The organism is Mesorhizobium sp. L103C119B0 (assembly GCF_000502235.1).
Classification (GTDB): domain Bacteria; phylum Pseudomonadota; class Alphaproteobacteria; order Rhizobiales; family Rhizobiaceae; genus Mesorhizobium.
In genome coordinates this window covers 144,330-165,734 of sequence record NZ_AYXE01000021.1, presented here as the reverse complement: position 1 = coordinate 165,734, position 21,405 = coordinate 144,330, and the positions used below count along the sequence as shown (strand labels likewise).

At 63.2% G+C, this 21,405-nt stretch carries 19 protein-coding genes and 1 pseudogene; 8 read left to right on the top strand and 12 right to left on the bottom strand.

Annotated features, from left to right (window positions below):
- Nucleotides 1-607 (top strand): annotated as a pseudogene (locus tag X728_RS01000000167225) (transposase); the annotation flags it as partial.
- A 109-nt stretch (nucleotides 608-716) separates the two neighbouring features.
- Here the strand turns inward: X728_RS01000000167225 and tdh are convergent.
- Together tdh and X728_RS140275 are read right to left on the bottom strand one after the other, a co-directional pair.
- Complete coding sequence (gene tdh, locus X728_RS140270; protein WP_023832869.1) at nucleotides 717-1,751, bottom strand: L-threonine 3-dehydrogenase; 1,035 nt, start codon at nucleotides 1,749-1,751, stop codon at nucleotides 717-719.
- A 44-nt stretch (nucleotides 1,752-1,795) separates the two neighbouring features.
- On the bottom strand, nucleotides 1,796-2,983 hold the full coding sequence (locus X728_RS140275) for a glycine C-acetyltransferase (protein ID WP_023832868.1): 1,188 nt from the start codon (nucleotides 2,981-2,983) through the stop codon (nucleotides 1,796-1,798).
- A gap of 310 nt (nucleotides 2,984-3,293) precedes the next feature.
- On the opposite strand from X728_RS140275, the gene X728_RS140280 reads away from it, so the two are divergent.
- Nucleotides 3,294-5,360, top strand: coding sequence for an EAL domain-containing protein (locus X728_RS140280; protein WP_023724848.1), 2,067 nt, complete (start codon nucleotides 3,294-3,296; stop codon nucleotides 5,358-5,360).
- A 21-nt stretch (nucleotides 5,361-5,381) separates the two neighbouring features.
- Here the strand turns inward: X728_RS140280 and X728_RS140285 are convergent, their stop codons facing one another.
- Nucleotides 5,382-5,816, bottom strand: coding sequence for a MarR family winged helix-turn-helix transcriptional regulator (locus X728_RS140285; protein ID WP_023682928.1), 435 nt, complete (start codon nucleotides 5,814-5,816; stop codon nucleotides 5,382-5,384).
- A 162-nt stretch (nucleotides 5,817-5,978) separates the two neighbouring features.
- Here X728_RS140285 and X728_RS140290 point away from each other — a divergent pair, with 162 nt between their 5' ends.
- Nucleotides 5,979-6,386 (top strand): hypothetical protein, encoded by a 408-nt coding sequence (locus X728_RS140290; RefSeq protein ID WP_023682929.1) that lies wholly within the window; start codon nucleotides 5,979-5,981, stop codon nucleotides 6,384-6,386.
- A gap of 220 nt (nucleotides 6,387-6,606) precedes the next feature.
- On the opposite strand, the gene X728_RS140295 is transcribed toward X728_RS140290, so the two are convergent.
- On the bottom strand, nucleotides 6,607-8,652 hold the full coding sequence (locus tag X728_RS140295) for an NADH:flavin oxidoreductase (RefSeq protein WP_031195988.1): 2,046 nt from the start codon (nucleotides 8,650-8,652) through the stop codon (nucleotides 6,607-6,609).
- A gap of 140 nt (nucleotides 8,653-8,792) precedes the next feature.
- On the opposite strand from X728_RS140295, the gene queF reads away from it, so the two are divergent.
- On the top strand, nucleotides 8,793-9,254 hold the full coding sequence (gene queF, locus X728_RS140300; RefSeq protein WP_023832866.1) for a preQ(1) synthase: 462 nt from the start codon (nucleotides 8,793-8,795) through the stop codon (nucleotides 9,252-9,254).
- A gap of 219 nt (nucleotides 9,255-9,473) precedes the next feature.
- On the opposite strand, the gene X728_RS140305 is transcribed toward queF, so the two are convergent.
- The 4 genes from X728_RS140305 to X728_RS140320 all read right to left on the bottom strand — a co-directional run bounded on the left by X728_RS140305 (nucleotide 9,474) and on the right by X728_RS140320 (nucleotide 13,923).
- Nucleotides 9,474-10,085 (bottom strand): hypothetical protein, encoded by a 612-nt coding sequence (locus X728_RS140305; protein WP_023682932.1) that lies wholly within the window; start codon nucleotides 10,083-10,085, stop codon nucleotides 9,474-9,476.
- Between the two features lie 4 nt (nucleotides 10,086-10,089).
- Entirely contained in the window at nucleotides 10,090-10,569 is a 480-nt protein-coding gene (locus tag X728_RS140310) for a DUF3828 domain-containing protein (protein WP_023832865.1), read from the bottom strand.
- Nucleotides 10,570-10,661: 92 nt separating this feature from the next.
- Nucleotides 10,662-12,311, bottom strand: a complete 1,650-nt coding sequence (locus tag X728_RS140315) for an ABC transporter substrate-binding protein (protein WP_023682934.1) — start codon at nucleotides 12,309-12,311, stop codon at nucleotides 10,662-10,664.
- Nucleotides 12,312-12,372: 61 nt separating this feature from the next.
- Complete coding sequence (locus X728_RS140320) at nucleotides 12,373-13,923, bottom strand: trimethylamine methyltransferase family protein (RefSeq protein WP_023832864.1); 1,551 nt, start codon at nucleotides 13,921-13,923, stop codon at nucleotides 12,373-12,375.
- 89 nt (nucleotides 13,924-14,012) lie between these two features.
- On the opposite strand from X728_RS140320, the gene X728_RS140325 reads away from it, so the two are divergent.
- Together X728_RS140325 and mutL are read left to right on the top strand one after the other, a co-directional pair.
- Nucleotides 14,013-14,915, top strand: coding sequence for a LysR substrate-binding domain-containing protein (locus tag X728_RS140325; RefSeq protein ID WP_023832863.1), 903 nt, complete (start codon nucleotides 14,013-14,015; stop codon nucleotides 14,913-14,915).
- A 274-nt stretch (nucleotides 14,916-15,189) separates the two neighbouring features.
- Nucleotides 15,190-17,040: a DNA mismatch repair endonuclease MutL gene (gene mutL, locus X728_RS140330; RefSeq protein WP_023832862.1), complete on the top strand. Its 1,851-nt coding sequence runs from the start codon at nucleotides 15,190-15,192 to the stop codon at nucleotides 17,038-17,040.
- A gap of 25 nt (nucleotides 17,041-17,065) precedes the next feature.
- On the opposite strand, the gene X728_RS0136185 is transcribed toward mutL, so the two are convergent.
- Nucleotides 17,066-17,857, bottom strand: coding sequence for a hypothetical protein (locus X728_RS0136185; protein ID WP_155924035.1), 792 nt, complete (start codon nucleotides 17,855-17,857; stop codon nucleotides 17,066-17,068).
- Nucleotides 17,858-17,937: 80 nt separating this feature from the next.
- The gene (locus tag X728_RS140335) at nucleotides 17,938-18,831 is read right to left on the bottom strand and encodes a DMT family transporter (RefSeq protein ID WP_023724840.1); all 894 of its coding nucleotides are present in this window, start codon (nucleotides 18,829-18,831) and stop codon (nucleotides 17,938-17,940) included.
- Between the two features lie 90 nt (nucleotides 18,832-18,921).
- Here X728_RS140335 and X728_RS140340 point away from each other — a divergent pair, with 90 nt between their 5' ends.
- The gene (locus X728_RS140340) at nucleotides 18,922-19,848 is read left to right on the top strand and encodes a LysR family transcriptional regulator (RefSeq protein ID WP_023724839.1); all 927 of its coding nucleotides are present in this window, start codon (nucleotides 18,922-18,924) and stop codon (nucleotides 19,846-19,848) included.
- A gap of 17 nt (nucleotides 19,849-19,865) precedes the next feature.
- Here the strand turns inward: X728_RS140340 and X728_RS140345 are convergent, their stop codons facing one another.
- Complete coding sequence (locus X728_RS140345; protein WP_023832860.1) at nucleotides 19,866-20,471, bottom strand: hypothetical protein; 606 nt, start codon at nucleotides 20,469-20,471, stop codon at nucleotides 19,866-19,868.
- Nucleotides 20,472-20,583: 112 nt separating this feature from the next.
- Between X728_RS140345 and X728_RS140350 the strand changes: the two genes are divergently transcribed.
- Nucleotides 20,584-20,817 (top strand): DUF2093 domain-containing protein, encoded by a 234-nt coding sequence (locus tag X728_RS140350; protein WP_023694434.1) that lies wholly within the window; start codon nucleotides 20,584-20,586, stop codon nucleotides 20,815-20,817.
- A 60-nt stretch (nucleotides 20,818-20,877) separates the two neighbouring features.
- On the opposite strand, the gene X728_RS140355 is transcribed toward X728_RS140350, so the two are convergent.
- Nucleotides 20,878-21,360: a hypothetical protein gene (locus X728_RS140355; RefSeq protein WP_155922435.1), complete on the bottom strand. Its 483-nt coding sequence runs from the start codon at nucleotides 21,358-21,360 to the stop codon at nucleotides 20,878-20,880.
- Nucleotides 21,361-21,405: the final 45 nt, after the last annotated feature.

The window sequence follows — 21,405 nt, the reverse complement described above, 5'->3', positions numbered from 1 at the left end:
GGCAGATCCTGGCCGTGGAGATGGCCAATCGCGAGAGCCGCTCGGCCTGGAAGGACTTCCTCGTCGGCTTGAAACGACGCGGTCTCAAAGGCGTCGAACTGGCCGTGTCCGACGACCATGCCGGCCTGGTCGCGGCGATCGGCGAGGTGATCCCGGAAGCAGCATGGCAGCGCTGCTACGTCCACTTCCTCAGGAACGCGCTCGATCACCTGCCCAGGAAGCACGGCGACGATTGTCTGCAAGAACTGCGCTGGCTCTACGCGATCTCGCCGAGGCCAAGGCCGATCTCGCCGCGTGGCTGTCCAAATGGTCCGCCCGCTACCCGCGGCTGACCACCTGGGCGGAAGAAGCCATAGAACAGACGCTGACTTTCTTCCGGCTGCCGCGTCAGCATCACAAGCACCTCAAGTCCACCAACATGCTTGAACGGCTCAACGAGGAAATCCGCCGGCGCACCTATGTCGTGCGCATCTTCCCGAACGCCGAAAGCTGCCTGCGCCTGGTCAGGGCGCTGGCCGTCGAAACCAACGAAAACTGGATGGAGGCCAACCGCTATATCAACATNCTGCGCGAGCACAAGAAGCTCGCTCTGCGCCAAGCCGCATGACCAGCATCATGATCGCCCATTTTGCAGAACTTGACGCACACAACCTGGCCGGCAGGCCAGAGGGGGGTGCTGTCCCGCCGGCTTCTCCAGCTAGAACGTGCCTCTGCGCCTACCAATCCATCACCACCTTACCCGAACTGCCGCTCCTCATCGCATCGAACCCCGCCTGAAAATCATCGATACCGATTCGATGCGTGATCAGGCCGCTGACATCCAGCGGCCCCTGCACCAGGGCGATCATCTTGTACCAAGTCTCGAACATCTCGCGGCCGTAAATGCCCTTCAAGTGCAGCATCTTGAAGATGACCTTGTTCCAGTCGATCTCAAAGCCGGTCGGCGCGATGCCCAGAATGGCGATCTTGCCGCCATTGTTCATGGTGTCGATCATGTCGCGAAAGGCGGGCGCGGCGCCCGACATTTCCAGGCCGACATCAAAACCTTCGGTCATGCCGAGCGCCGGCATGACATCCCTAAGCTTTTCCTTCGAGGCGTCGACGACATGCTGGACGCCGAGCTTTTTGGCCAGCGCCAGCCGCACCGGGTTGATGTCGGTGATGACGACTTTTCGCGCGCCCACACATTGCGCCACCAGCGCGCCCATGATGCCGATCGGACCGGCGCCGGTGACCAGCACGTCCTCGCCGACCAGATCGAAGGACAGAGCGGTGTGGACCGCATTGCCCAAGGGATCGAAAATCGCCGCGATCTCGTCGGGCACATCGTCGGGGATAGAGACGACATTGTGCTGCGGGATCGCCAGATACTCGCCGAAGGCGCCGGGGCGGTTGACGCCGACGCCGAGCGTGTTACGGCAGAGATGGCCCCTGCCGGCGCGGCAATTGCGGCAATGGCCGCAAACGATGTGGCCTTCGCCGGAGACGCGCTGGCCGACCTTGTATTCGGTGACCGCAGCGCCGAAATCGGCCACCGTGCCGACGAATTCATGGCCGGTCACCATCGGCACCGGCACGGTCTTCTGCGCCCACTGGTCCCAATTGTAGATGTGGACGTCGGTGCCGCAGATCGCCGTCTTCTTGACCTTGATCAGCACGTCGTTGGGGCCGATCTCCGGCACCGGTACCTCTTCCATCCAGATGCCCGGTTCGGCCTTGGCCTTCACCAGCGCCTTCATCATGTTCGACATGCTTTTGTCCCTTGAATCCCTTGATCCGGAATCGCTTTTGGCGATCAGGAAATGACGCCCAACTCTTTTCCCACCGCCGCGAACGCTGCCACGGCGCGGTCGATGTCGGCGCTGGAATGCGCCGCCGACATCTGCGTGCGGATGCGCGCCTGGCCTTTCGGCACCACCGGGAAGGAAAAGCCGATGACATAGATGCCGCGCTTCAGCATGCGCGCCGCCATTTCCTGCGCCAGGCTGGCATCGCCCAGCATCACCGGAATGATCGGATGATCGGCGCCGGCCAGCGTGAAGCCGAGCTTGCCCATTTCGGAGCGAAAGCGCGCCGCATTGGCATAGAGGCGTTCGCGCAGGGCGTCGCCATTTCGGATCAGCTCGAACACCTTGATCGAGGCGCCGGCGATCGCCGGCATCAGCGTGTTGGAGAAGAGATAGGGCCGCGAGCGCTGGCGCAGCCAGTCGACCACCTGACCTTTGCCCGAGGTGTAGCCGCCCGAGGCGCCGCCCAGCGCCTTGCCGAGCGTGCCGGTGATGATGTCCACCCTGCCCTCGACGCCGCAATGCTCGGCCGAGCCGCGGCCGTTCTTGCCGACGAAGCCGACGGCATGGCTGTCGTCGACCATGACCATGGCGTCGTATTTTTCCGCGAGGTCGCAGACGCCTTTAAGATTGGCGATGATGCCGTCCATGGAGAACACGCCGTCGGTGGCGATCAGGCGGAAGCGGCAGTCTTTCGCCTCTTTCAGCCGCGCTTCGAGGTCGGCCATGTCGTTGTTGGCATAGCGGAAACGCTTGGCCTTCGACAGCCGCACGCCGTCGATGATCGAGGCATGGTTCAGCGCATCGGAAATGATCGCATCCTCCTCGCCGAGCAGTGTCTCGAACAGGCCGCCATTGGCGTCGAAGCAGGAGCCGTAGAGGATGGTGTCGTCCATGCCGAGGAATGATGAAATCGTTGATTCAAGCTGCTTGTGCTCTTCCTGCGTGCCGCAGATGAAGCGCACCGAGGCCATGCCGTAACCGTAGCGGTCCAGCGCGCCTTTGGCTGCATCGCGCAATTCTGAGCTGTCGGCGAGGCCGAGATAGTTGTTGGCGCAGAAATTCAGCACCTTGTCGCCGCCGACTTCGATCTCAGCCGACTGGGTCGAGGTGATCACCCGCTCGGATTTGTAGAGCCCGGCGGATTTCAGCCCTTGCAGTTCGTTGTCGATATGGGAGAGGAATGCCGCGCTCATGGATCAGGTCCTGTTGAGATTGGCGCGACTGTCGCGCTACGCGCACTAAAAATCCATCGCAAAAGCGACCGTTTCGGTGGCACGGCGGGCTCAACCCTGGCGCGACCCGATCGCATGGCCCGCATGCTGGAGTAGCAGGCACGCGAATACGGCTATGCCGCGAAAGAACATGATAACCATCTCGGCAGCTTTCGTTTACTGCCGAAGCAACAGTTCCGCCGGCTTCCAGACCTGTTAACCCTTTCAAGCCAATGGTCTTCTCGCCACGAATCGGTGGCAGAATCAGTTCGACCGAGGGGTCACCTAGAATATGTCGCAGCAGCCGGCGCAAACCGTCTCGGGCAAACTCATCCTGCTGATCAAGAGCGGCTATTGGCTGGCGCTGCTGATCATCGCCGCCATGGTGATGGCCTCCTTCATCCTGCTGCAGCAGATGATGGCGGCGCAACAGCACAACCATACTCTGCTCGACATCGTCAGCACCCAGAAGGCGCTGTCGCAGCGCATCGTCTTTTTGACCAGCGCAACCGGCTCCGCCGCGCGTGACAAGCAGCCGGCCCTAGTTGCCGCGCTGAAACAGGCGACCGCCGAGTTCGAGACGAACTACGACCTGCTCCTCAAACAGACGGGAGCCGACCCGCTGTCGCCGGCATTGTCCGACCCAAGGTCGATCGAGAGCGTGCTCTACGGCAAGCCGTTCCACCTCGACTATTTCTCGGTCGGGCTGGTCGCCAATGGCGAAAGGCTGATCTCGTCCTTCGAATCCCAGCTCTCCGGCAATGCCGCCTACAAGGGCGGCGGCGAGCGCGTCAATCTCGATGCTTCCGTCGCCAATGCGACGCTGTCGGGTTATGCCGCGCTCGGCCAACGCATCGCCGCATTCGCAGACGAGCGGTCGGAAAAGCTCCTCGATCTCCATCGCACCTTGTTCTACGCCACCATCGGCGTCATCGTCCTGGTGGCGCTTTTCATCTTCCGGCCGATGTCGAAGGCGATCCTGCGCAAGACGCACGAGCTTGTCGATGCCCGCAACTCGATGGCCTTCATCGCCGTACATGACGGGCTGACCGGCCTGCACAACCGCACCTTCCTGACCGACCACTTCGAAACGCTGATCAAGGGCGCGCATCGCCGGCGCGAGAGGCTGGCGGTGATCCAGCTCGACCTCGACCGGTTCAAGCAGATCAACGACACACTCGGCCACGCCGCCGGCGACTATGTGCTGGTCGTCACCGCGCAGCGCATGCGCGATTCCTGCCGTGCGTCGGATCTCTGCGCGCGCCTTGGCGGCGACGAATTCGTGATGATCCTCAATGGCGCCGGCGGCCCCGAGGACATCAACATGCTGGCCCGGCGCATCCTGGAGGAGATCAACGAGCCGATTACCTTCCAGGGCACGACCATCCTTCCAGGGGCCAGCGCCGGCATTGCCGTCTATCCCATCGACGCCGACAATGCCGAGGATCTGCTCGTCCACGCCGACCTCGCGCTCTATTCCGCCAAAAAGCTCGGCGGCGGCAGCTTCTCGTTCTTCTCCGAGGAACTCAGGCGCGAGCTAGACTACCGCAAGCAGCTCGAGCACGACATCAAGGTCGCGATTTCGGAGAACGCCTTCCAGGTCTATTTCCAGCCGCAGGTGTCGCTGAGCAACGGCGCCATCAGCGGCATCGAGGCGCTGGTGCGCTGGAAGCATGCCGAGCGCGGCATGATTGCGCCGGGCGAGTTCATTCCGGTCGCCGAAAAATGCGGCTTCATGCCCGAGATCGGCCGCATCGTCTTTACCAAGGCGATCGAGCAAGCAGCCGAATGGGATCGCGCCGGCATTGCCTTCGGCCGGCTTGCCGTCAACGTGTCCGGCACCGAGCTGCGCGAACCCGACTTCGACCGCTTCCTGTTCGCGACGCTGGAAAAGGCGGGCCTGGCGCCGCAGAAACTGTCGCTTGAAATCGTCGAATCCGTCATTCTCGACGACGAGAAGACGGGCATCGCGGCGAAGCTGCGCCACATCCGCGCTGCTGGCGTCCATCTTGAGCTCGACGATTTCGGCACCGGCTATGCCTCGCTCAGCCACGTCAATCCCAACGAGATCGACCGGCTGAAGATCGACCGCCGCTTCGTCCAGAACATCAACGAGAATGGCGACAACACCAAGATCGTGCGCGCCATCACCGAGCTGGCGCGCGGTCTCGGCATTTCGATCGTCGCCGAGGGCGCGGAAACCGAAGCCGAGCTCGATTCGCTGATGGCAATCGGCTGCGACCAGGTGCAGGGCTATTCCATCGCCTTCCCGATGCCGCAGGACAAAGCGCGCGAATGGCTGCTGGCGCGCAGCCCGAAGAAAGCCAAGCTGAAGGTGCTTCAGGGCAATTTAGCCTAGACTATTGCCCACCGGTGCCGGTCATTTGGCCGGCGCGACATTCGCCCGCAATGCCGCCAGCACCTCGGCGAACTCCGCCAGCCTGTCGTCCGGCAATCCCGCGCGCAGCCGCTTGTCGAAGATGAGAGCCGCCGCCCGCAGCTTCAGGAACATCGTTTCGCCCGCCTGCGTCAGCTCGACCAGATGAACCCGGCGGTTGTCCGGATCGCGGCGGCGCGTCAGCAAGCCTTGCGCCTCCATGGCGTTGAGATGGTGGGTGAGCGTGGCGCCCTGGATGCCGATCATGCCGGCAAGTTCGCGCTGGTTGGCAAGCTCGCTCGACTTGACCGAAAGCAAGGTCAGCCACACCGGCAGCGTGCCGCCGGCCTCGACCAAAGCGGCGTCAAAGGCCTGCGCCACCAGCTTGGAGGTGCGCGCGAGATTCATGCCGATTGGCGGACGGTCAAAGGGAGTCATGCGCCGACAGTAGAACAAGGCGCCGAGCGATGGAACGCGGCATTATACATTGACATCGAACCATTTGATATCTAACTATCATGCGTGTCGATCTACCGAGTTCGTATCATCCTGCATTCGACAGGGATCCGAGGACGGGCGGCGGGCAAGGAGGAAGCGGTCATGCAATATGTCTACATCGTCGTTATCGGCCTTCACGTCATGGCCGGTGTGTTCTGGGCCGGCACCACCATCACGCTTGCCCGCGACCCCGAGATCAGGGCGGAGCGCTTTATCGGACCGCAAATGGGCTCGGCCGGCATGGTGTTCGTGACCGGCGCCCTGCTCTGGTATTTCTTCCACGGCGCCTATTTCGGCTCGATGGAAATGGTGCTGGCGCTAGGCATCCTGGCCGCCTTCGCCGCTGCCGGCGTTCTCAGCGTCGTCGTCCGCAAGACCAGCCGGCAGCTTGCCGGCGCGGACGTCGCAACGGAAGCGGCGCTGCGCACCAAAATGGCCCGCGGCGAGCGCATCGCCGCCTGGCTGCTGGTGCTCACTGTGCTTTGCATGGCGACCGCCAGGATGATTTGAGCCCTGCCGCACGTCGCCTCCCGGTTGAAGACCATTCCGCATCGTGCGTCGCCTGGCTCTCGGCTGGTGGCGTACGCGGCGCGCAGTTCGGATGGATGTGCAAGGTGGCTCTCCGCACAGAGGTTTGGCTGCGCGCCACCCATCACTTTGATCGATCGAGATGCGCCCGCCGGAAGGGTGAGATCGAGCTTTGGAACAAGCCGTAGGCCGGCTTGTAGGCTCAAACCCGCAAGCCGAACCTGATGCCATCATAGATGGCGGCGTGGATGTTGCGCGAGGCGACCGCATCGCCGATGCGCAACAGCACGAAGCCGCCTTCGGGGTTGCGTGAAGGAAAAATATCGCCGCCGCCGACCAGCCGCTCGTAATCGACCGCGCCACTATTCTTCGACAGCGGTTTCAGCTGGAGATAGAGATCGTCGAGCGGCGTCGTGCCGTGCTCGACCACCACCTGGTCGACCCGCCTTTCGCCACGCCAGCCATCGGCAAAGTCGGAGGCGAGTTCGGCGACCAGCTGGTTGCCCTCGCGCCGTACCGAGCGCAGCCTGGTGTTGATGGTGATGGTGACGCCCTTCTCCTGGAAGGCGCGCATATAGGGCACGTGGTTCATGCCGCCCATTTCGGGGGCGAAGAAGCGCTCCGGCGAAACCAGTTCCAGTTTTGACCCTGCATTGGCGATCAGCTCCGCCGCGCCCATGCCCTGGTGGCCACCATTGTCGTCGAAGAGCAGCACGTTCTCCGCCGGCTTGATGCTGCCGGCCATGATGTCCCAACTCGACGTGACGAGATTGTCGCCTGATGTCAGCGGCGGGTTCTGTGGCAGGCCGCCGGTGGCGATCACCACCACGTCGGGCGACAGCGCCAGCACTTCGTCCTGCTCGGCCCAGGTGTCGTAGCGGATCCCGACGCCGAGCCGGTCGAGTTCGGCCAGCCGCCAGTCGATGATGCCGATCAACTCCTTGCGGCGCGGGTTCTGCGTCGCCAGCCGAACCTGGCCGCCGGCCTGACCGGAGGCTTCAAGCACCGTGACATGATGGCCGCGTTCGGCCATCACGCGAGCTGCCTCGAGCCCGCCAGCGCCAGCGCCAACGACAACGACGTTCCGCCTGGGCCCTTCGGTCTTCAGGATGATATGCGGAATCTCGGCCTCGCGGCCGGTCGCGGCATTGTGGACGCACAGCGCCTCGCCGCCTTCATAGATACGATCGAGGCAATAGGTGGCGCCGACGCAAGGCCGGATCTCGTGCTCGCGGCCTTCCATGACCTTCTTGATGATGTGCGGATCGGCGATATGGGCGCGGGTCATGCCGACCATATCGAGCTTGCCGGTGGCGATGGCATGGCGCGCCGTGGCGACATCGGAAATCCGCGCCGCATGGAAGGTCGGGAACTTCGTCGCCGCCCTCACCTCGCCGGCAAAATCGAGATGCGGCGAAGAGCGCATGCCGGCGACCGGGATGACCTTGGTTAGTGCCGCATCGCTCTCGATCGAGCCGCGAATGATGTTGAGGAAATCGACCTTGCCGGAACCGGCCAATCGCCGGGCGATCTCAACGCCCTCCTCCTTCGACAGGCCTTTGTCAAAATCCTCATCGGCGACCATACGGATGCCGACGACGAATTTTTCGCCGACCGCCGCCCGCACGGCATCCAGCACCATGTCGGTGAAGCGCAGCCGGTTGTCGAGCGAACCGCCGAACTCGTCGTCGCGATGGTTGGTGGCCGGCGACCAGAAGCCGTCCATCAGATGGCCGTAGGATTCGAACTCGATGCCGTCGAGGCCGGCGGCCTGGCAGCGCTGCGCAGCGGACGCATAGTCGGCGACGATACGCTCGATGTCCCAGTCCTCGATGGTTTTGGGGAACGCGCGGTGTGCCGGCTCACGCACCGGCGAAGCCGACAGCACCGGCAGCCAGTCGGCCTTGTTCCAGCCGGTGCGGCGACCAAGATGGGTGATCTGGATCATCACCTTGCAGTCATGCTCGTGGCAGGCGTCCGCCAGTTCGGCCAGCCACGGCACGATGCGGTCGTCATAGACATGCAGATTGCCAAAGGCGGCCGGACTGTCGCGCGAGACGATCGCCGAGCCCGCCGTCATGGTCAGCGCCATGCCGCCCTTGGCCTTTTCGGCGTGGTAGAGCCGGTAGCGCTGTTTCGGCATGCCGTCCTCGGAATAGGCCGGCTCGTGGCTGGTCGACATCACCCTGTTCTTCAGCGTCAGGTGTTTGAGCTGGTAAGGCTGGAGAAGCGGGTCGTTGCTGGTCATCATCTTCCTGCGATTCCAATTTGTGTCGGAGCAGCGCGTGCTGCTCCAGTTCTTGTCTTAAGCATCGAATTTATTCGAAAATCGCTGCACACTTTTCGGTCCGGTGCTAATGAGCGCGGAAAATCCCCAGGAAAACCGCGATGATCGATGCCAAAACCCTCACCCAGCTCGGCGCCCACGTCGAGACGCCACAGAGCCCGGAGACCGCGGTCCTGGAGACCGTGCCGTTCCAGCGCGGCGACGGACCGCCGGCGATCGTGCGCTTCACCTGCCCGGAATTCACCTCGCTCTGCCCGGTAACCGGACAGCCGGATTTCGCTCATATCGTCATCGACTACGCACCCGATGCCACGCTCGTGGAATCGAAGTCGCTCAAACTGTTCATGACCTCGTTTCGCAACCATGGCGCTTTCCATGAAGACTGCACGGTGATGATCGGCCGCCGCATTGTGGCGGCAACGAAGCCGCTGTGGTTGCGCATAGGCGGCTATTGGTATCCGCGCGGCGGCATTCCGATCGATGTCTTCTGGCAGACCGGCGCTCCGCCCGAAGGCGCCTGGTTGCCCGACACCGGCGTTGCCCCCTATCGCGGAAGGGGCTGAAGCTATTTTGCGGAACTTTAGCGGGACAGCGCCCCCCTCTGTCCTGCCGGACATCTCCCCCACACGGGGGGAGATTGGCCGCCACATAGGCTTTAGCTAATCTCAAATGATGCGGAGCGGGCGAGACGCTGGAACTGCTGATCTCCCCCCGTGTGGGGGAGATGTCCGGCAGGACAGAGGGGGGCGCGAAGGATCGCAGGCGCTGATCCTCAATCAACATTATTCGCACTGGTACTGGCTGAGCGCCCATTCACCGGTCACCGAAAGCAGATCGGATATCTTCCAGTCGCCGTCGACTTTCCTGAATTTCCATTCAAGGCGATGCGGGTTGCCGGCGACGACGAAGGCGACAATGACCTTGGCCTGGTCGCCATTGATCGCTTCGAGTGTCTTCAGGCTCTTATCGATCTCGGTCTTGTCATAGTCGGCATTGTCGAGCGCCATGTTGGGGTCGAGACATTCTCCCTGCCCGGATGTGCGCAACGCGTCGCTCTTGTCGAGAACGGTTTTTGCCGGGTCGATGAAGTGGCTGCGCTGCGCCGGATCGATCTCCAGTCCCACCTGATCGTAAAATGGCCGCACCACCGCCGTCGGGGATCCCGGCAGAATGGGTGCGGCCGGTGGGGCGTCGGCCGGCGGCCACCCAACCGGCGGTGTCGCCGGTTCCACCGCTGTCCCGGGTGGATTTGCGGGCGGTGCTGCGCCGGCCGGTGCCGTCACGGCCGGCGCATTGGCTGGCGGCGGGCCCAACAGGCCTTGTGCTGCGGCTGCGCTCATACCCACCGACAGCACGCACATGGGCGACAGCGCCAAGGCAAGACGGCGGAGCACGGGATCACTCCGGCGCTTTGTCGGGCATGCATTCCAGCGCGCTCAGCGTCCAGTTGCTGGTCTTGGAGGTAATGTCGGCGACCTTCCATTTGCCGTCGATTTTCTTCAGCGACCACAGCATTTCGCGTTTGGAATCATCGCCTTCCGCAAAAAGGCTGAAGGTGGCGGTGACTTCGGCCGTATCGCCATTGACGGTCTCGGCCAGCTTCAATGTCTTGGCAATCGACTTCTGGTCGAAATCCTGGGCGTCAAGGCCGGGATCGAAGTCGAGGCAGGCGACTTCGTCGGGCTTGTTCTTCGTTGCCAGATCGTTGAGATCGAACAGCTTGGTCACCGGCTCGGTGAAGCGGTCGCGGTACTTTGCATCTCCCTCGAATTTCACTTCAGGCACATAAAAGAACTTGACGGCGTTGGAAGCCGGCCCGGCCAGCACCGTCGCAGGCAAGGCAATCGAAAAGACAGCGGCAAGCACTATCGGTTTCATGCAGGATCTCCGGACGTTTGGCGGCAAGGTGCAATACCAGACATCCTGCATATCGGTTTTTTTGCGGCTCATGAAGCCCCGGCTGCACCGTCTCAGCCATCAAGCCAGACGTTCTGCAGGTCCATCTCGAAGGTCTGGTGGACGCCGTAGTTCTTCACCTTCTTGTTCATGTGGCTGTAGAGCTTCTGCCAGAAGGGTTGAATGATGACGCCGGAATCCTGCAGGATCTGCTCGACATCCTTCATCACCTCACGCCGCTTCTCCACATCGATCAGCGACAGCGCCTGCTTCAGCTTGGCGTCGAAGTCCGGGTTGGAATAGGCCGATTCATTCCAGGCCTCGCCGGTGCGATAACCAAGCGCCAGGACCTGGACGCCAAGCGGGCGCATGTACCAGATGGTCATCGAATAGGGATATTTCGTCCAGTCGTTCCAGAAGGTCGAGCCCGGCAGCACCGTGCGCTTGACCTTGATGCCGGCGTCGCGCAGTTGGCCGGCAATCGCGTCGCCGGTGTTCTTCTGCCAATCGTCCTCGACGGTGATCAGCTCGTGCTCGAAATCGGCCTGCCCAGCGTCGGCCATCAGTTTCTTGGCGCCGGCCGCGTCGCGCGTCTTCTTGGGCAGCGCGAAATATTCAGGATGGATAGGGCTGACATGGTGGTTTTCACCGACCGTCCCTCGCCCGGCATAGCCGAGTTCCAGCACCGCATTGTTGTCGACCGCCATCTGCAGCGCGTTGCGCACCCGCTGGTCGTCATAGGGCTTGTGGGTAACGTTCGTGCGGGCAACCAGCGTGGTTGCCGTCGCAACCTCGGACTTCTCCAGCCCCATCTTATCCAGGATGTCGATGAAGTCGGCCGGCGTCTCGAAATTGAGGTCTATCTCGCCGGATTCGAAGGCGTTGATCGAAGCGTTGAAGTCGGTGCCGTAGTCGATGAACTCGACGCTGTCGAGCGGCGCTTCACCACCCCACCACTTGCCGTTTTCACGACGCTTGACCACCGCCTTCTGGCCAACATCGTAGGAGACCAGTTCGAACGGGCCCGTGCCGATCGGCTTCTTGACCGGGTCGGCGCCTTCGGCGTCGAAATTGCGGTGGACGACGAGCGCGGGATAATCGGTGAGGTTCGGGATCAGCGAAATGTCGGGCGCGCTGAGCGTCAGCTTGACCGTATTGTCGTCGACCTTGGCGATCGCGCCTTCCCTGGCCTTGCCCGACTTTTCGTCGATCAGCCCGCCGACGCGAGCGGCCATGGAGTTGCCGGCGACCTTCTTCTCGCACCAGCGGGTAACATTGAAGACCACGTCATCGGCGTTGAAGGCATCGCCATTGTTCCAGGTGATGCCCTTGCGCACATGCAACGTGTATTCCGTGGCGTCGTCATTGATGTCCCAGCTTTCGAGCAGCACTGGCTCGAAGGTGAATTCCCTGGTGTAGCGGACCAGCGGCTCCAGCCAGCAGCGCGAGATGTTGGCCAGTTCCACCCAGTCATAGGTGCGCGGATCTTTTTGTGCCTTGACCGACATCGATATGTGCAGCGTGCCGCCCTTCTTCGGCTCCTCGGCAAAAGCCTGTCCCGGCGCGGCAAGGCCGATCATGCCGTAGGCCAGCGCCGTCGATGCGCCGAACGCACTTGCCAATGCAAGAAACTCGCGCCGGTCCATACGGCCAGCACGCGTCTCTTGCGCCATCGCCTCGATGGCCGTCGGCACGCGATCGCCATTGCTTTTGAAAAGTGTCATGTCTTTCTCCCTTGCGGTTCCCATCGGGTCTTCGCCCGTTATCAACTCATTCGTCGTTCTCTTAGCTAACGCTGTCGGGCAGCCTCTCTTCGCGCTGCGCGATAAAGTCCCTGAGGCCCTCGGCAATGCCCTCATCGAGTTTCGGCTCTTCATAGTCGGCCAGCATGTTGCGGGCTTTCTCGCGGCCGCGCGTGTCGTGGTCCTTCGCCCCTCCGGCCTTCCATTGTTCGTAGGAGTTGAAATCCATGATGGTGGGCATGAAGAATGCCGACTCGTAATGATCGAGCGTGTGCTGGGTGCCGAGGAAATGGCCCTGCGGCCCGACTTCGCGGATCGCCGCCATGGCCTCCTTGAAATCGTCGAACGGCAGGCCGCCGGCATATTTATACCAGCCGACAAGCTGCTCGCAGTCGGTGGCGAATTTCGAATAGCCGCATGTCAGCCCGGCCTCCAACCAGCCGGCGGAGTGCCAGATATAATTGGCGCCGGCGAGGATGGCGGCATGCATCAGCATGTTGGATTCATAGCCGGCCTGGGCGTCGTTGAGCTTGGAGCCGACATGGAAGCCGGAGGTTCGCCAGGGCAGTTTGTATTTCCGCGCCAGCGCGCCCATCAGATACATCATCTGGGCGGCTTCCGGCGTGCCGCCCATCGGCGCGCCGGTCTTCATGTCGACCGTCACCATGAACTGGCCGTAGATTTGCGGCGAACCCGGGCGCAGCAGTTGGGTGAAAGCGACGCCGGCCAGTGCTTCGGCATTGACCTGCGCCACCGCGCCGACGGCCGAGGCCGAAGTCGATGCGCCGCACAGCGCAAAGGGAGCCAGGATCAGCGGCTGATTGCTGCGCGCATAGACCTTCATCGCGTCCAGCATGGTGGCGTCCCACACCAGCGGCGAGTTGCAGTTGGTAATCGACACCAGCACCGGGTTGTCGCGAACGAAATCTTCGCCAAAGACGATGCCCGCCATCGCCATCGTGTCTTCGGCGCGGTCTTTGGAAGTAACGATGCCCATGAACGGCTTGTCGGAATGCTTCAGCGCCGAATGGATGATGTGGAGATGCCGTTTCGGCACCGCGATCTCCATCGGCTCGCAGATGATCGAACTCGACGAATGCAGCGCCGGGGCCATGTAGGCGAGCTTGTGGAAATTGTTGAGGTCTTCAAGCGTGCCATAACGCCGGTTGTTGTCGAGGTCGCGCACGTAAGGCGCGCCATACATCGGCGCGAAGATGGAGTTCTTGCCGCCGACGCTCACGGTGCGCTCGGGATTGCGCGCATTGAGGGTGAACTCGGACGGAACCTTCGCGACCAGTTCCATCAGCAGGCCGCGGTCGATGCGGACGCGTGTCTCGGACACGTCGGCGCCCGCCGCCTTCCACATGGCGATCGCCTCGTCGTCGCGGAACTCGCAACCGACCTCTTCGAGGATGGCGAGTGACTCCTGGTGGATCAGTTCCACCGCCTCGTCCGGGACCATCTGGTAGGTGGGAATCTCGCGGACCAGCGTTGGGAACGAGGTGACGGGGGCGCTCCTCAGCGCCTTGCGTCCGAGGCGACCACCGCCGCGGCGGTGGGTTTGCTCGGTCAGTTCAGCGGCCGGTGCGTTCATGGAGCCTCCTCATTCCGTCCAACCAAGTTAGCGAGAGGAAATATGGATGTGACGCTGGAAAATCCTGATCTCTTGTATAAGCTCAGCTTATGCGAAGCCTGCGCCACCTCCTGCCCTCGGCCGGCAGCCTGATCGTCTTCGAGGCGGCGGGCCGGCTGTCGAGCTTCACCGCTGCCGGGCGCGAGCTCGGCATGACGCAGGCCGCCGTCTCCTATGCGGTGCGCGGGTTGGAGGAACAGCTTAGCGCGCAGCTGTTCCAGCGCCGCCACCGCCAGGTCGTCCTGACAGAAGCGGGCGAACGCTTCCATGCCGACGTCTCGCTCGGTCTGTCGCATATCCGCAAATCGGCCGAGGATCTGCGCCTGCAGGCGAGCGGCGGCCATGTCACGCTGGCGGCGTCGACCGCCTTCGGCTCGTTCTGGATGATGCCGCGCCTGCAGCAGTTCCGCGACGAACTGCCGGGCATCGACTTGCGCATCCAGACCGCCGACCGCGATCTCGACATCATCGCCGAGGGCATCCCGCTCGCCGTTCGCGGCGGCGAACCGCGGGACTGGGCCGATTATCATTCGCTGCCGCTGGCCGACGAGGAGATTTTTCCGGTGGTTGGCGCCAGCTATCTCGCGAAATTCGGCATGCCAAGGAGCGTCGCGGAGCTGGCGACGCATCGCCTGATCCACCTCGAGGAGCCCTACCGCGAGGCGGCTAGCTGGGACGAATGGTTCCAGTCTGCGGGCGGCAGGCTCGACAACACCGCGCGCGGCCTGCGCATCAACGATTACGGCCTCGTGATCCAGGGCGTCATGGAGGGCCAGGGCATCGCGCTCGGCTGGCGGCATCTGGCCGAACGGCTCCTGGCGTCGGGGCTGCTGGTGCCGGTGACCGACCATGTGCTGAAAACCGGCAAGGCGTTCTATGTGGTTTGGCCGAAGAACCGGGAGTTGAGCGAGAATGCGCGGAAAGTCAGGGACTGGCTGGCGGCGCAGGCTTGAAATCGGTTGCAGCGTAGTCACTATCGCGGAGTTCCTTCACACCCCCCTCTGTCCTGCCGGACATCTCCCCCGCAAGGGGGGAGATTGGCAGTTCATATGTCGCGTCACCCTTCAAGCATTGAAGATTGGCGAAAGCCGTCGTGACATCTGATCTCCCTCCTTGCGGGGGAGATGGCCGGCAGGCCAGAGGGGGGTGCTGTCCCGCTGGCGTCTCCAATGTCCGGCATTCATTGAAGCCTTCCGCACACCCTTCGAATCCGCCTATAATACCCCCATGCCCATTCGCCAGCTTTCCGAAACGATGATCAACCAGATCGCCGCCGGCGAAGTCATCGAGCGTCCGGCGAGCGTGGTGAAGGAACTGGTCGAAAACGCGCTCGACGCCGGCGCCTCCCGCGTCGAGGTCGTCACTGCCGGCGGCGGGCTGAACCTGATCCGCGTCACCGATGACGGCTCCGGTATCCCCGAACAGGAACTGGCGCTGGCCATTGCGCGCCACTGCACCTCGAAACTTGCCGACAACATTCATGATATCCGCTCGCTCGGCTTCCGTGGCGAGGCGCTGCCGTCGATCGGTTCGGTGGCGCGGCTGTCGATCCGTTCGCGCACGACCGCAGGCGACGCTGCCGCCGAGATCGCCATCGAAGGCGGCCGCGTTTCGGCGGTCAAGCCGGCGGCGGCCAATCGCGGCACAACGGTCGAGGTGCGCGACCTGTTCTTTGCCACGCCGGCGCGGCTCAAATTCATGAAGGGCGAGCGGGCCGAAAGCTCGGCCACCAGCGACGTGGTCAAGCGCATCGCCATCGCCTTCCCCGCCGTGCGCTTCACGCTGGCCGGCTCGGACCGCTCGACGCTGGAATTGCCGGCGACCGATGACAGTACCGAGGGCAGCCTGCGCCGCGTCGCTCAGGTGATGGGCGCCGAGTTTCCCGACAATTCCATCGCTATCGACGCCAGCCGGGACGGCGTGCACCTGACCGGCCACGTCTCGATCCCGTCCTTCACCCGCGCCAACGCGCTGCAGCAATATGCCTATGTCAACGGCCGTCCGGTGCGCGACAAGCTGATCGCCGGCGCCATTCGCGGCGCTTTCGCCGATGTGCTGCCGCGCGACCGGCACGCGGTGACCGTGCTGTTCCTGACGCTCGATCCGGCGACCGTCGACGTCAACGTCCACCCAGCCAAGGCCGATGTGCGCTTTCGCGACCCCGGCCTGGTGCGCGGGCTGATCGTCGGCGCCATTCGCGAGGCGCTGGCCAATGCCGGCATCCGCGCCGCCACCAGAGGGGCCGCCGGGATGGTGGCGGCGTTCCGGCCGGGAGCCGCCTCCTACGCCCATGCGGGTCCTGCCAACGGTCATCGCAGTTATGACGCGGCCTACCGGGCCTCGGGCTTTTCGGGCTTTGACCGCTCGCCACAGCGGCCGCTGGATATGGGATTTAACGGCGTCGGCTTCCGCGAAAACGACCAGGCTGCATTCGACGCCGGTCCGCTCGCCAGCGCCGATGCGCGTGCCGGCTTAGCCGAGCCGGCCGAGACGCTGCTCGGCACCGCGCTGGGCGCCGCACGCGCGCAGGTCCACGAGAACTACATCGTCGCCCAGACCAGGGATTCGCTTGTCATCGTCGACCAGCACGCGGCGCATGAGCGGCTGGTCTACGAGGCGCTGAAGAATGCCCTGCACTCGCGCGCGGTGCCCTCGCAGATGCTGCTTCTGCCGGAGATCGTCGACCTGCCGGAGGAGGACGCCGAGCGGCTGGCCATGCATTCCGAAACGCTGGCCCGGTTCGGCCTCGGCATTGAGCGTTTCGGTCCCGGCGCGGTGGCGGTGCGCGAGACGCCGTCGATGCTCGGCGAAACCAATGTCCAGCAATTGGTGCGTGATCTTGCCGACGAGATCGCCGACAACGACACGATCGAGACGCTGAAGGAACGACTGGACAAGATCGCCGCGACTATGGCCTGCCACGGCTCGGTCCGCTCCGGCCGCCTGCTCAAGCCTGAGGAGATGAACGCGCTGCTGCGCCAGATGGAAGCAACGCCGGGCTCCGGCACCTGCAACCACGGCCGCCCGACCTATATCGAACTCAAGCTCGCCGATATAGAGCGGCTGTTTGGGCGGTGAGCACAAGCCAGGTCAGGGCACACGCTCAATTCACCAACAGGCGATAATCCTTGAACCTATGAGAGAAAACGTAATCCCTTGAGTAACCGGCGCTACCGCCGCGAAAATTCACGGAGATTATCTCGAAGCTTCTCCCAACCTGTTTTTGAACATTCATGTAGATGGGAGTCATCAGCATGCCGGCATCGCAATCGTCGTCATCGAAAGCGATCTCCTGAACGACCTTCTTTTTCTTCTTATCGATGACCCGCAGCTTATTCATGCAGACGAGAAAGCCCGCTTTCTCGTAGACCCCGGCAAATCTGTGGGTGGCTGTCTGCGCCCAGAAGGGAATCTCGACGGTGCCGTCAACCTTCGCCTCACCGGTATCATCGAGGCTTGCGACCTTCTTCAGCGTGATCGGGAACTTGTCCGAGCCCTTGCTCCAAGTCCCTGTTGCGCCGCTTTCGCCAAGGTCGAGAGAAAACGGACATCCGGCGGTGCCAACGGGCGTTTTCGATCCCATGACCAGCACCCGGTCGAACTCCCTGTCGTCCGCAATCTCGCAAAGGAAGACGCTGGTGCCACTGATCTTGCCGTACACCGCTATCGGGCTTTGCTTCGCGTCGTGGAAATAGCTCCCCTCGACCGTAATCCCGCTGCCGAAACTGTCATATCTCTGCAGCGATAGGTGGACGGGGTTAGGTCCGATGGAGCCTTCGTAGTTTTCGACCTGATACCAGCCCGCGGCGGCTTTCCCGGTCAGCAGCAAAACGCAAAAAAATTGCCGATATGAACAGTCTTGCCATTCCGTCCCCCAGTGAAGGCAGCGTACCATAGCTGTCCTTCCTCTGGGTGTCTGCATTCTGATGGAAGCGGTTCTCGGTTTGAGTCCGAAAACAGCTCAAATCATTTGTTTTAACGCTTTAAATTCACCACGATCACGCCGCCCAGCGCCAGTGCGCCGCCGAGGATACCAAGTAGCGTCGGCACTTCGCCCAGCCAGAAGAAGCCGATCAGGGCCGACATGGGCGAGACCAGATAGAGGAAGTTCGACGCGCGCGCTGCCGGGAGGCGCGACAGTGCGGTTGCCCATGCGGCATAGGCGATCAGGCTGGGCACGATGCCAAGAAAGATCACGGCGCCGATACCGGCCGTGTTGGCGGCCGCGGCCTGCGCAAAGCCGCTTGGCAGAAAGGGTGCCAGGCAAAGCGCGCCAAGGATCATGTTGGAGGCCGAAATGGTCAGCGGGTGATGGCGGGCAAAGAGCGGCTTCTGGACGATCGTGTTGACGGCCGAGCACAGCGCGGAGCCAAGAACCAGCAGCGCGCCGGTGTCGAAACTCAAGCCATTGCCGTCGGCCACGGCGATGATGCCGATGCCGGCGAAAGAAATCGCCGTGCCGAACCAGGCCCAGCTTGAGAAGCGCTCGCCCAGCAATGCCATTGCCATGATGGCGGTGAAGACCGGACTGACATTGATGATGAAACCGGCGGCACCCGCCGACACGGTCAGTTCGCCGAAATTGAGCATGACAGTGTAGAGCGCGACGAAGATGGCGCCGCCAAAGACCAGGCGCCACACTTCGTCGAGCCTCGGCAGCGCCGGGCGCTTGACGGCAAGAAAGATCGCCGCCGGCACCGCGGCAATGGCAAAGCGCAGCGCACCGAGTTCCAGCGGCCCGAAAGCGGCGAGGCCGGCACGGATCGCCGGAAAGGCCGAGGCCCAGCCGACCACCGTCAACGCCACGGCGATGGCCGCCGTGGTGTCCATCCGCTGTGTCGGATTCGACGTGCTAGTCGTTGCGCTCATCTGCCTGTCCTCGGGTTCCCAGAGTTGAAAGGCAGAAAGCGCCTTTTCGGCGCCGTTGACAAACGATCAAATCGAGGATCACCTGTGACTATGGATCACAGCTCAGACACAATGGTGCCGCTCGAGACCCTGCGCGCCTTCGATGCGGCGGCGCGAACGGGGAGCTTTTCGGCCGCGGCCGAGAAGCTCAACATCACCCACGGCGCCGTCAGCCGGCAGATCGCCAAGCTGGAGGACTGGCTGGGCTTGAAAGTGTTCGACCGCGGCGCGCGCGGCGTCTCGCTGACCATCGAGGGCAACCGCCTGCATCTGCGCACGGCGGAAGCCTTTGCGCTGATCTCCAGCCATTCCGACCGCTGGGTCGAGCCGCGCGGCACCGCCGTGGTGCGGCTGACCTCGATACCCTCCGTCAGCGGGCTGTGGCTGATGCCACGCATGGCGGCGCTGGAGAACAATCCCACCAAGCTGCGCATCGTCCTCGACGTCGACATCCGCCAGGCCGACCTTGCCGATGAAGGCATCGACCTGTCGGTCCGCTGCGGCCGCGGCGGCATTCCGGGCCGCATCTCGGTGAAGCTGTTCGAGGAACATGTCTTTCCCGTCGCCGCGCCCGGCCTTGCCCGCGAGATCGGCCGCGGCGACCCGGCCCGGCTGCTGAGGTTTCCACTGATCAACGATTCCGACGCCTCCGGCTGGCGTGCCTGGTTTGCCGCGCAAGGGATGGACTACCGCCCGCGCCCGCAGGATCGCCGCTTCGAGGACTACAATCTCGTGCTCGACGCCGCAGCTTACGGGCTCGGCATCGCGCTGGCGCGGCCACCGCTGACCGGACACCAGTTGGAGGCAGGCCGCATCGTCGCCGTCGACGAGCGCAGGGCGCTGAACCCGGTGTCGTACTGGCTGGACCGGCCGCTGGGGCGGCCGCGTACGGCTGCCGCCGAACTTTCACGCCGTATCGCTGTCGAGGCGGGGCTGGCGATGGACAAGATGGAAGCTTTCCTCGAAGCCGAGCGATAGCGGCGATCGTTCGGTGCTCAGCCAAGCACCAGCAAGGCGAGCCCGACAATGGCGACGGCCAGAAACCCGGCTGCCAGCGCCATCAGGCCGACACGCATCTGCTGCCGGCCTTCGGGCTGGACCGTGTCATTCGACCCAGACATCGCCTGCCCCCGCTTCGCCGCCGCGTCGGTGGCGGAGGCGCGGCGCGGCGGCGAAACCCCCGGTGCGAGAAGCGCAAACCAGGGCAGTCCTGCCGGCTTTGCGGCAGCGCCATCATCGGCCCTGGCCGGCGGCACCGGCAGACCGCGCTGTGCATCGTCGTTGGCTGGCGTCGCCTTGCCTGTCGCAGCCGTTGTCGGCCCGAAATCGTCGGGCGCCGCGTCACCCGGTTCGGCAAGCGCCAGATAGGCCTGCAGGATCTCGGCAGAACCCGTCTGCTGCCCCTTTGCGGTGGCTGCGGACAACAGCGCCTGCAGCGCCGGCGCCGCTGCCGGCTGCAAAGGCGCGCCGGACGGCGTCGGCGGCTGCACCAGCGCCTTTATAAGTGCTGCTTTCGCCGGATCGGCCTTCGCCGACGGCAACGCTGCCAACATCATGGCCTCACGCAGCAGCGCGGTCAGGCGGGCGGATGAAATGTCCATGCCGGTCCCATAAGAATGGTTTGGAGCGACAATAGCGCCTCAGCATTGCGTCAAGCTTGACCTTGCCGGCAATTTATGGCGATGAAATCAGCATGAACCTTGGCACCACTCCATGATGAACCGCTTCGAAGGCCCCGGCGGCAAGGAAGCCCGTATCCGCTATCTCGACGGCGACTTCCAGGTCACCAGCCCCGGCGCCTTCGTGCGCTGCGCGGTGACCGGCGAGAGCATTCCGCTGGACGAGCTCAAATATTGGAGCGTCGCCAGGCAGGAGCCCTATGTCAGCGCCGCCGCCTCGCTGCGCCGCGAGATCGAGATGCATCCGGACCTGCGCAGCCGGGGTTAGATCGGCACACCGGAAAGCAAGGCTCACCGTCGATCTGATTTTCCTGGAACGCCTGCAGGACTATGGCTTTGAGGATGCCGGCGCGTTTTCGACCGAAAAGTCGAATTTATGAACAAGCCGATCTCCGACAAGCACTTTGATGGAATACGGCCCGATCGGATCACCCTCGGCCATGCACCAGCCATGCGAGATCCATCCGTCCTGCGGTTTGTAGAACATGGTGGTCTCGGAGACCCTTCGATCGCCCGATAGCTTGCTCAAGCTGTATTCGTTTCCGTCGATACCACCCCACTGCCTGGGCTCCGCGGGAAGCGCGAACACCTCGGTGACCGATACCAGTCTGTCGCCTTGCGCCAGACGTACGCGCCATTCAAAGCAGGCGCTATCGGGGATAAGCGGTACAATGTTTGAGGGCCGAACGTGGGTAGCACCGTCCGCTTCGGTGACCGAGACCAGAAATTCGCTGTCGGTCGCGGTGGGTGCCTGCGCCGAAGATGGGTTCGCCATCGCCACAAGAACAAAGCCCACAAAGAGTGCCCGCAACCTATCCACCCCCCGCGCTGAAGCCGGTCTGACTTATAATAGTGA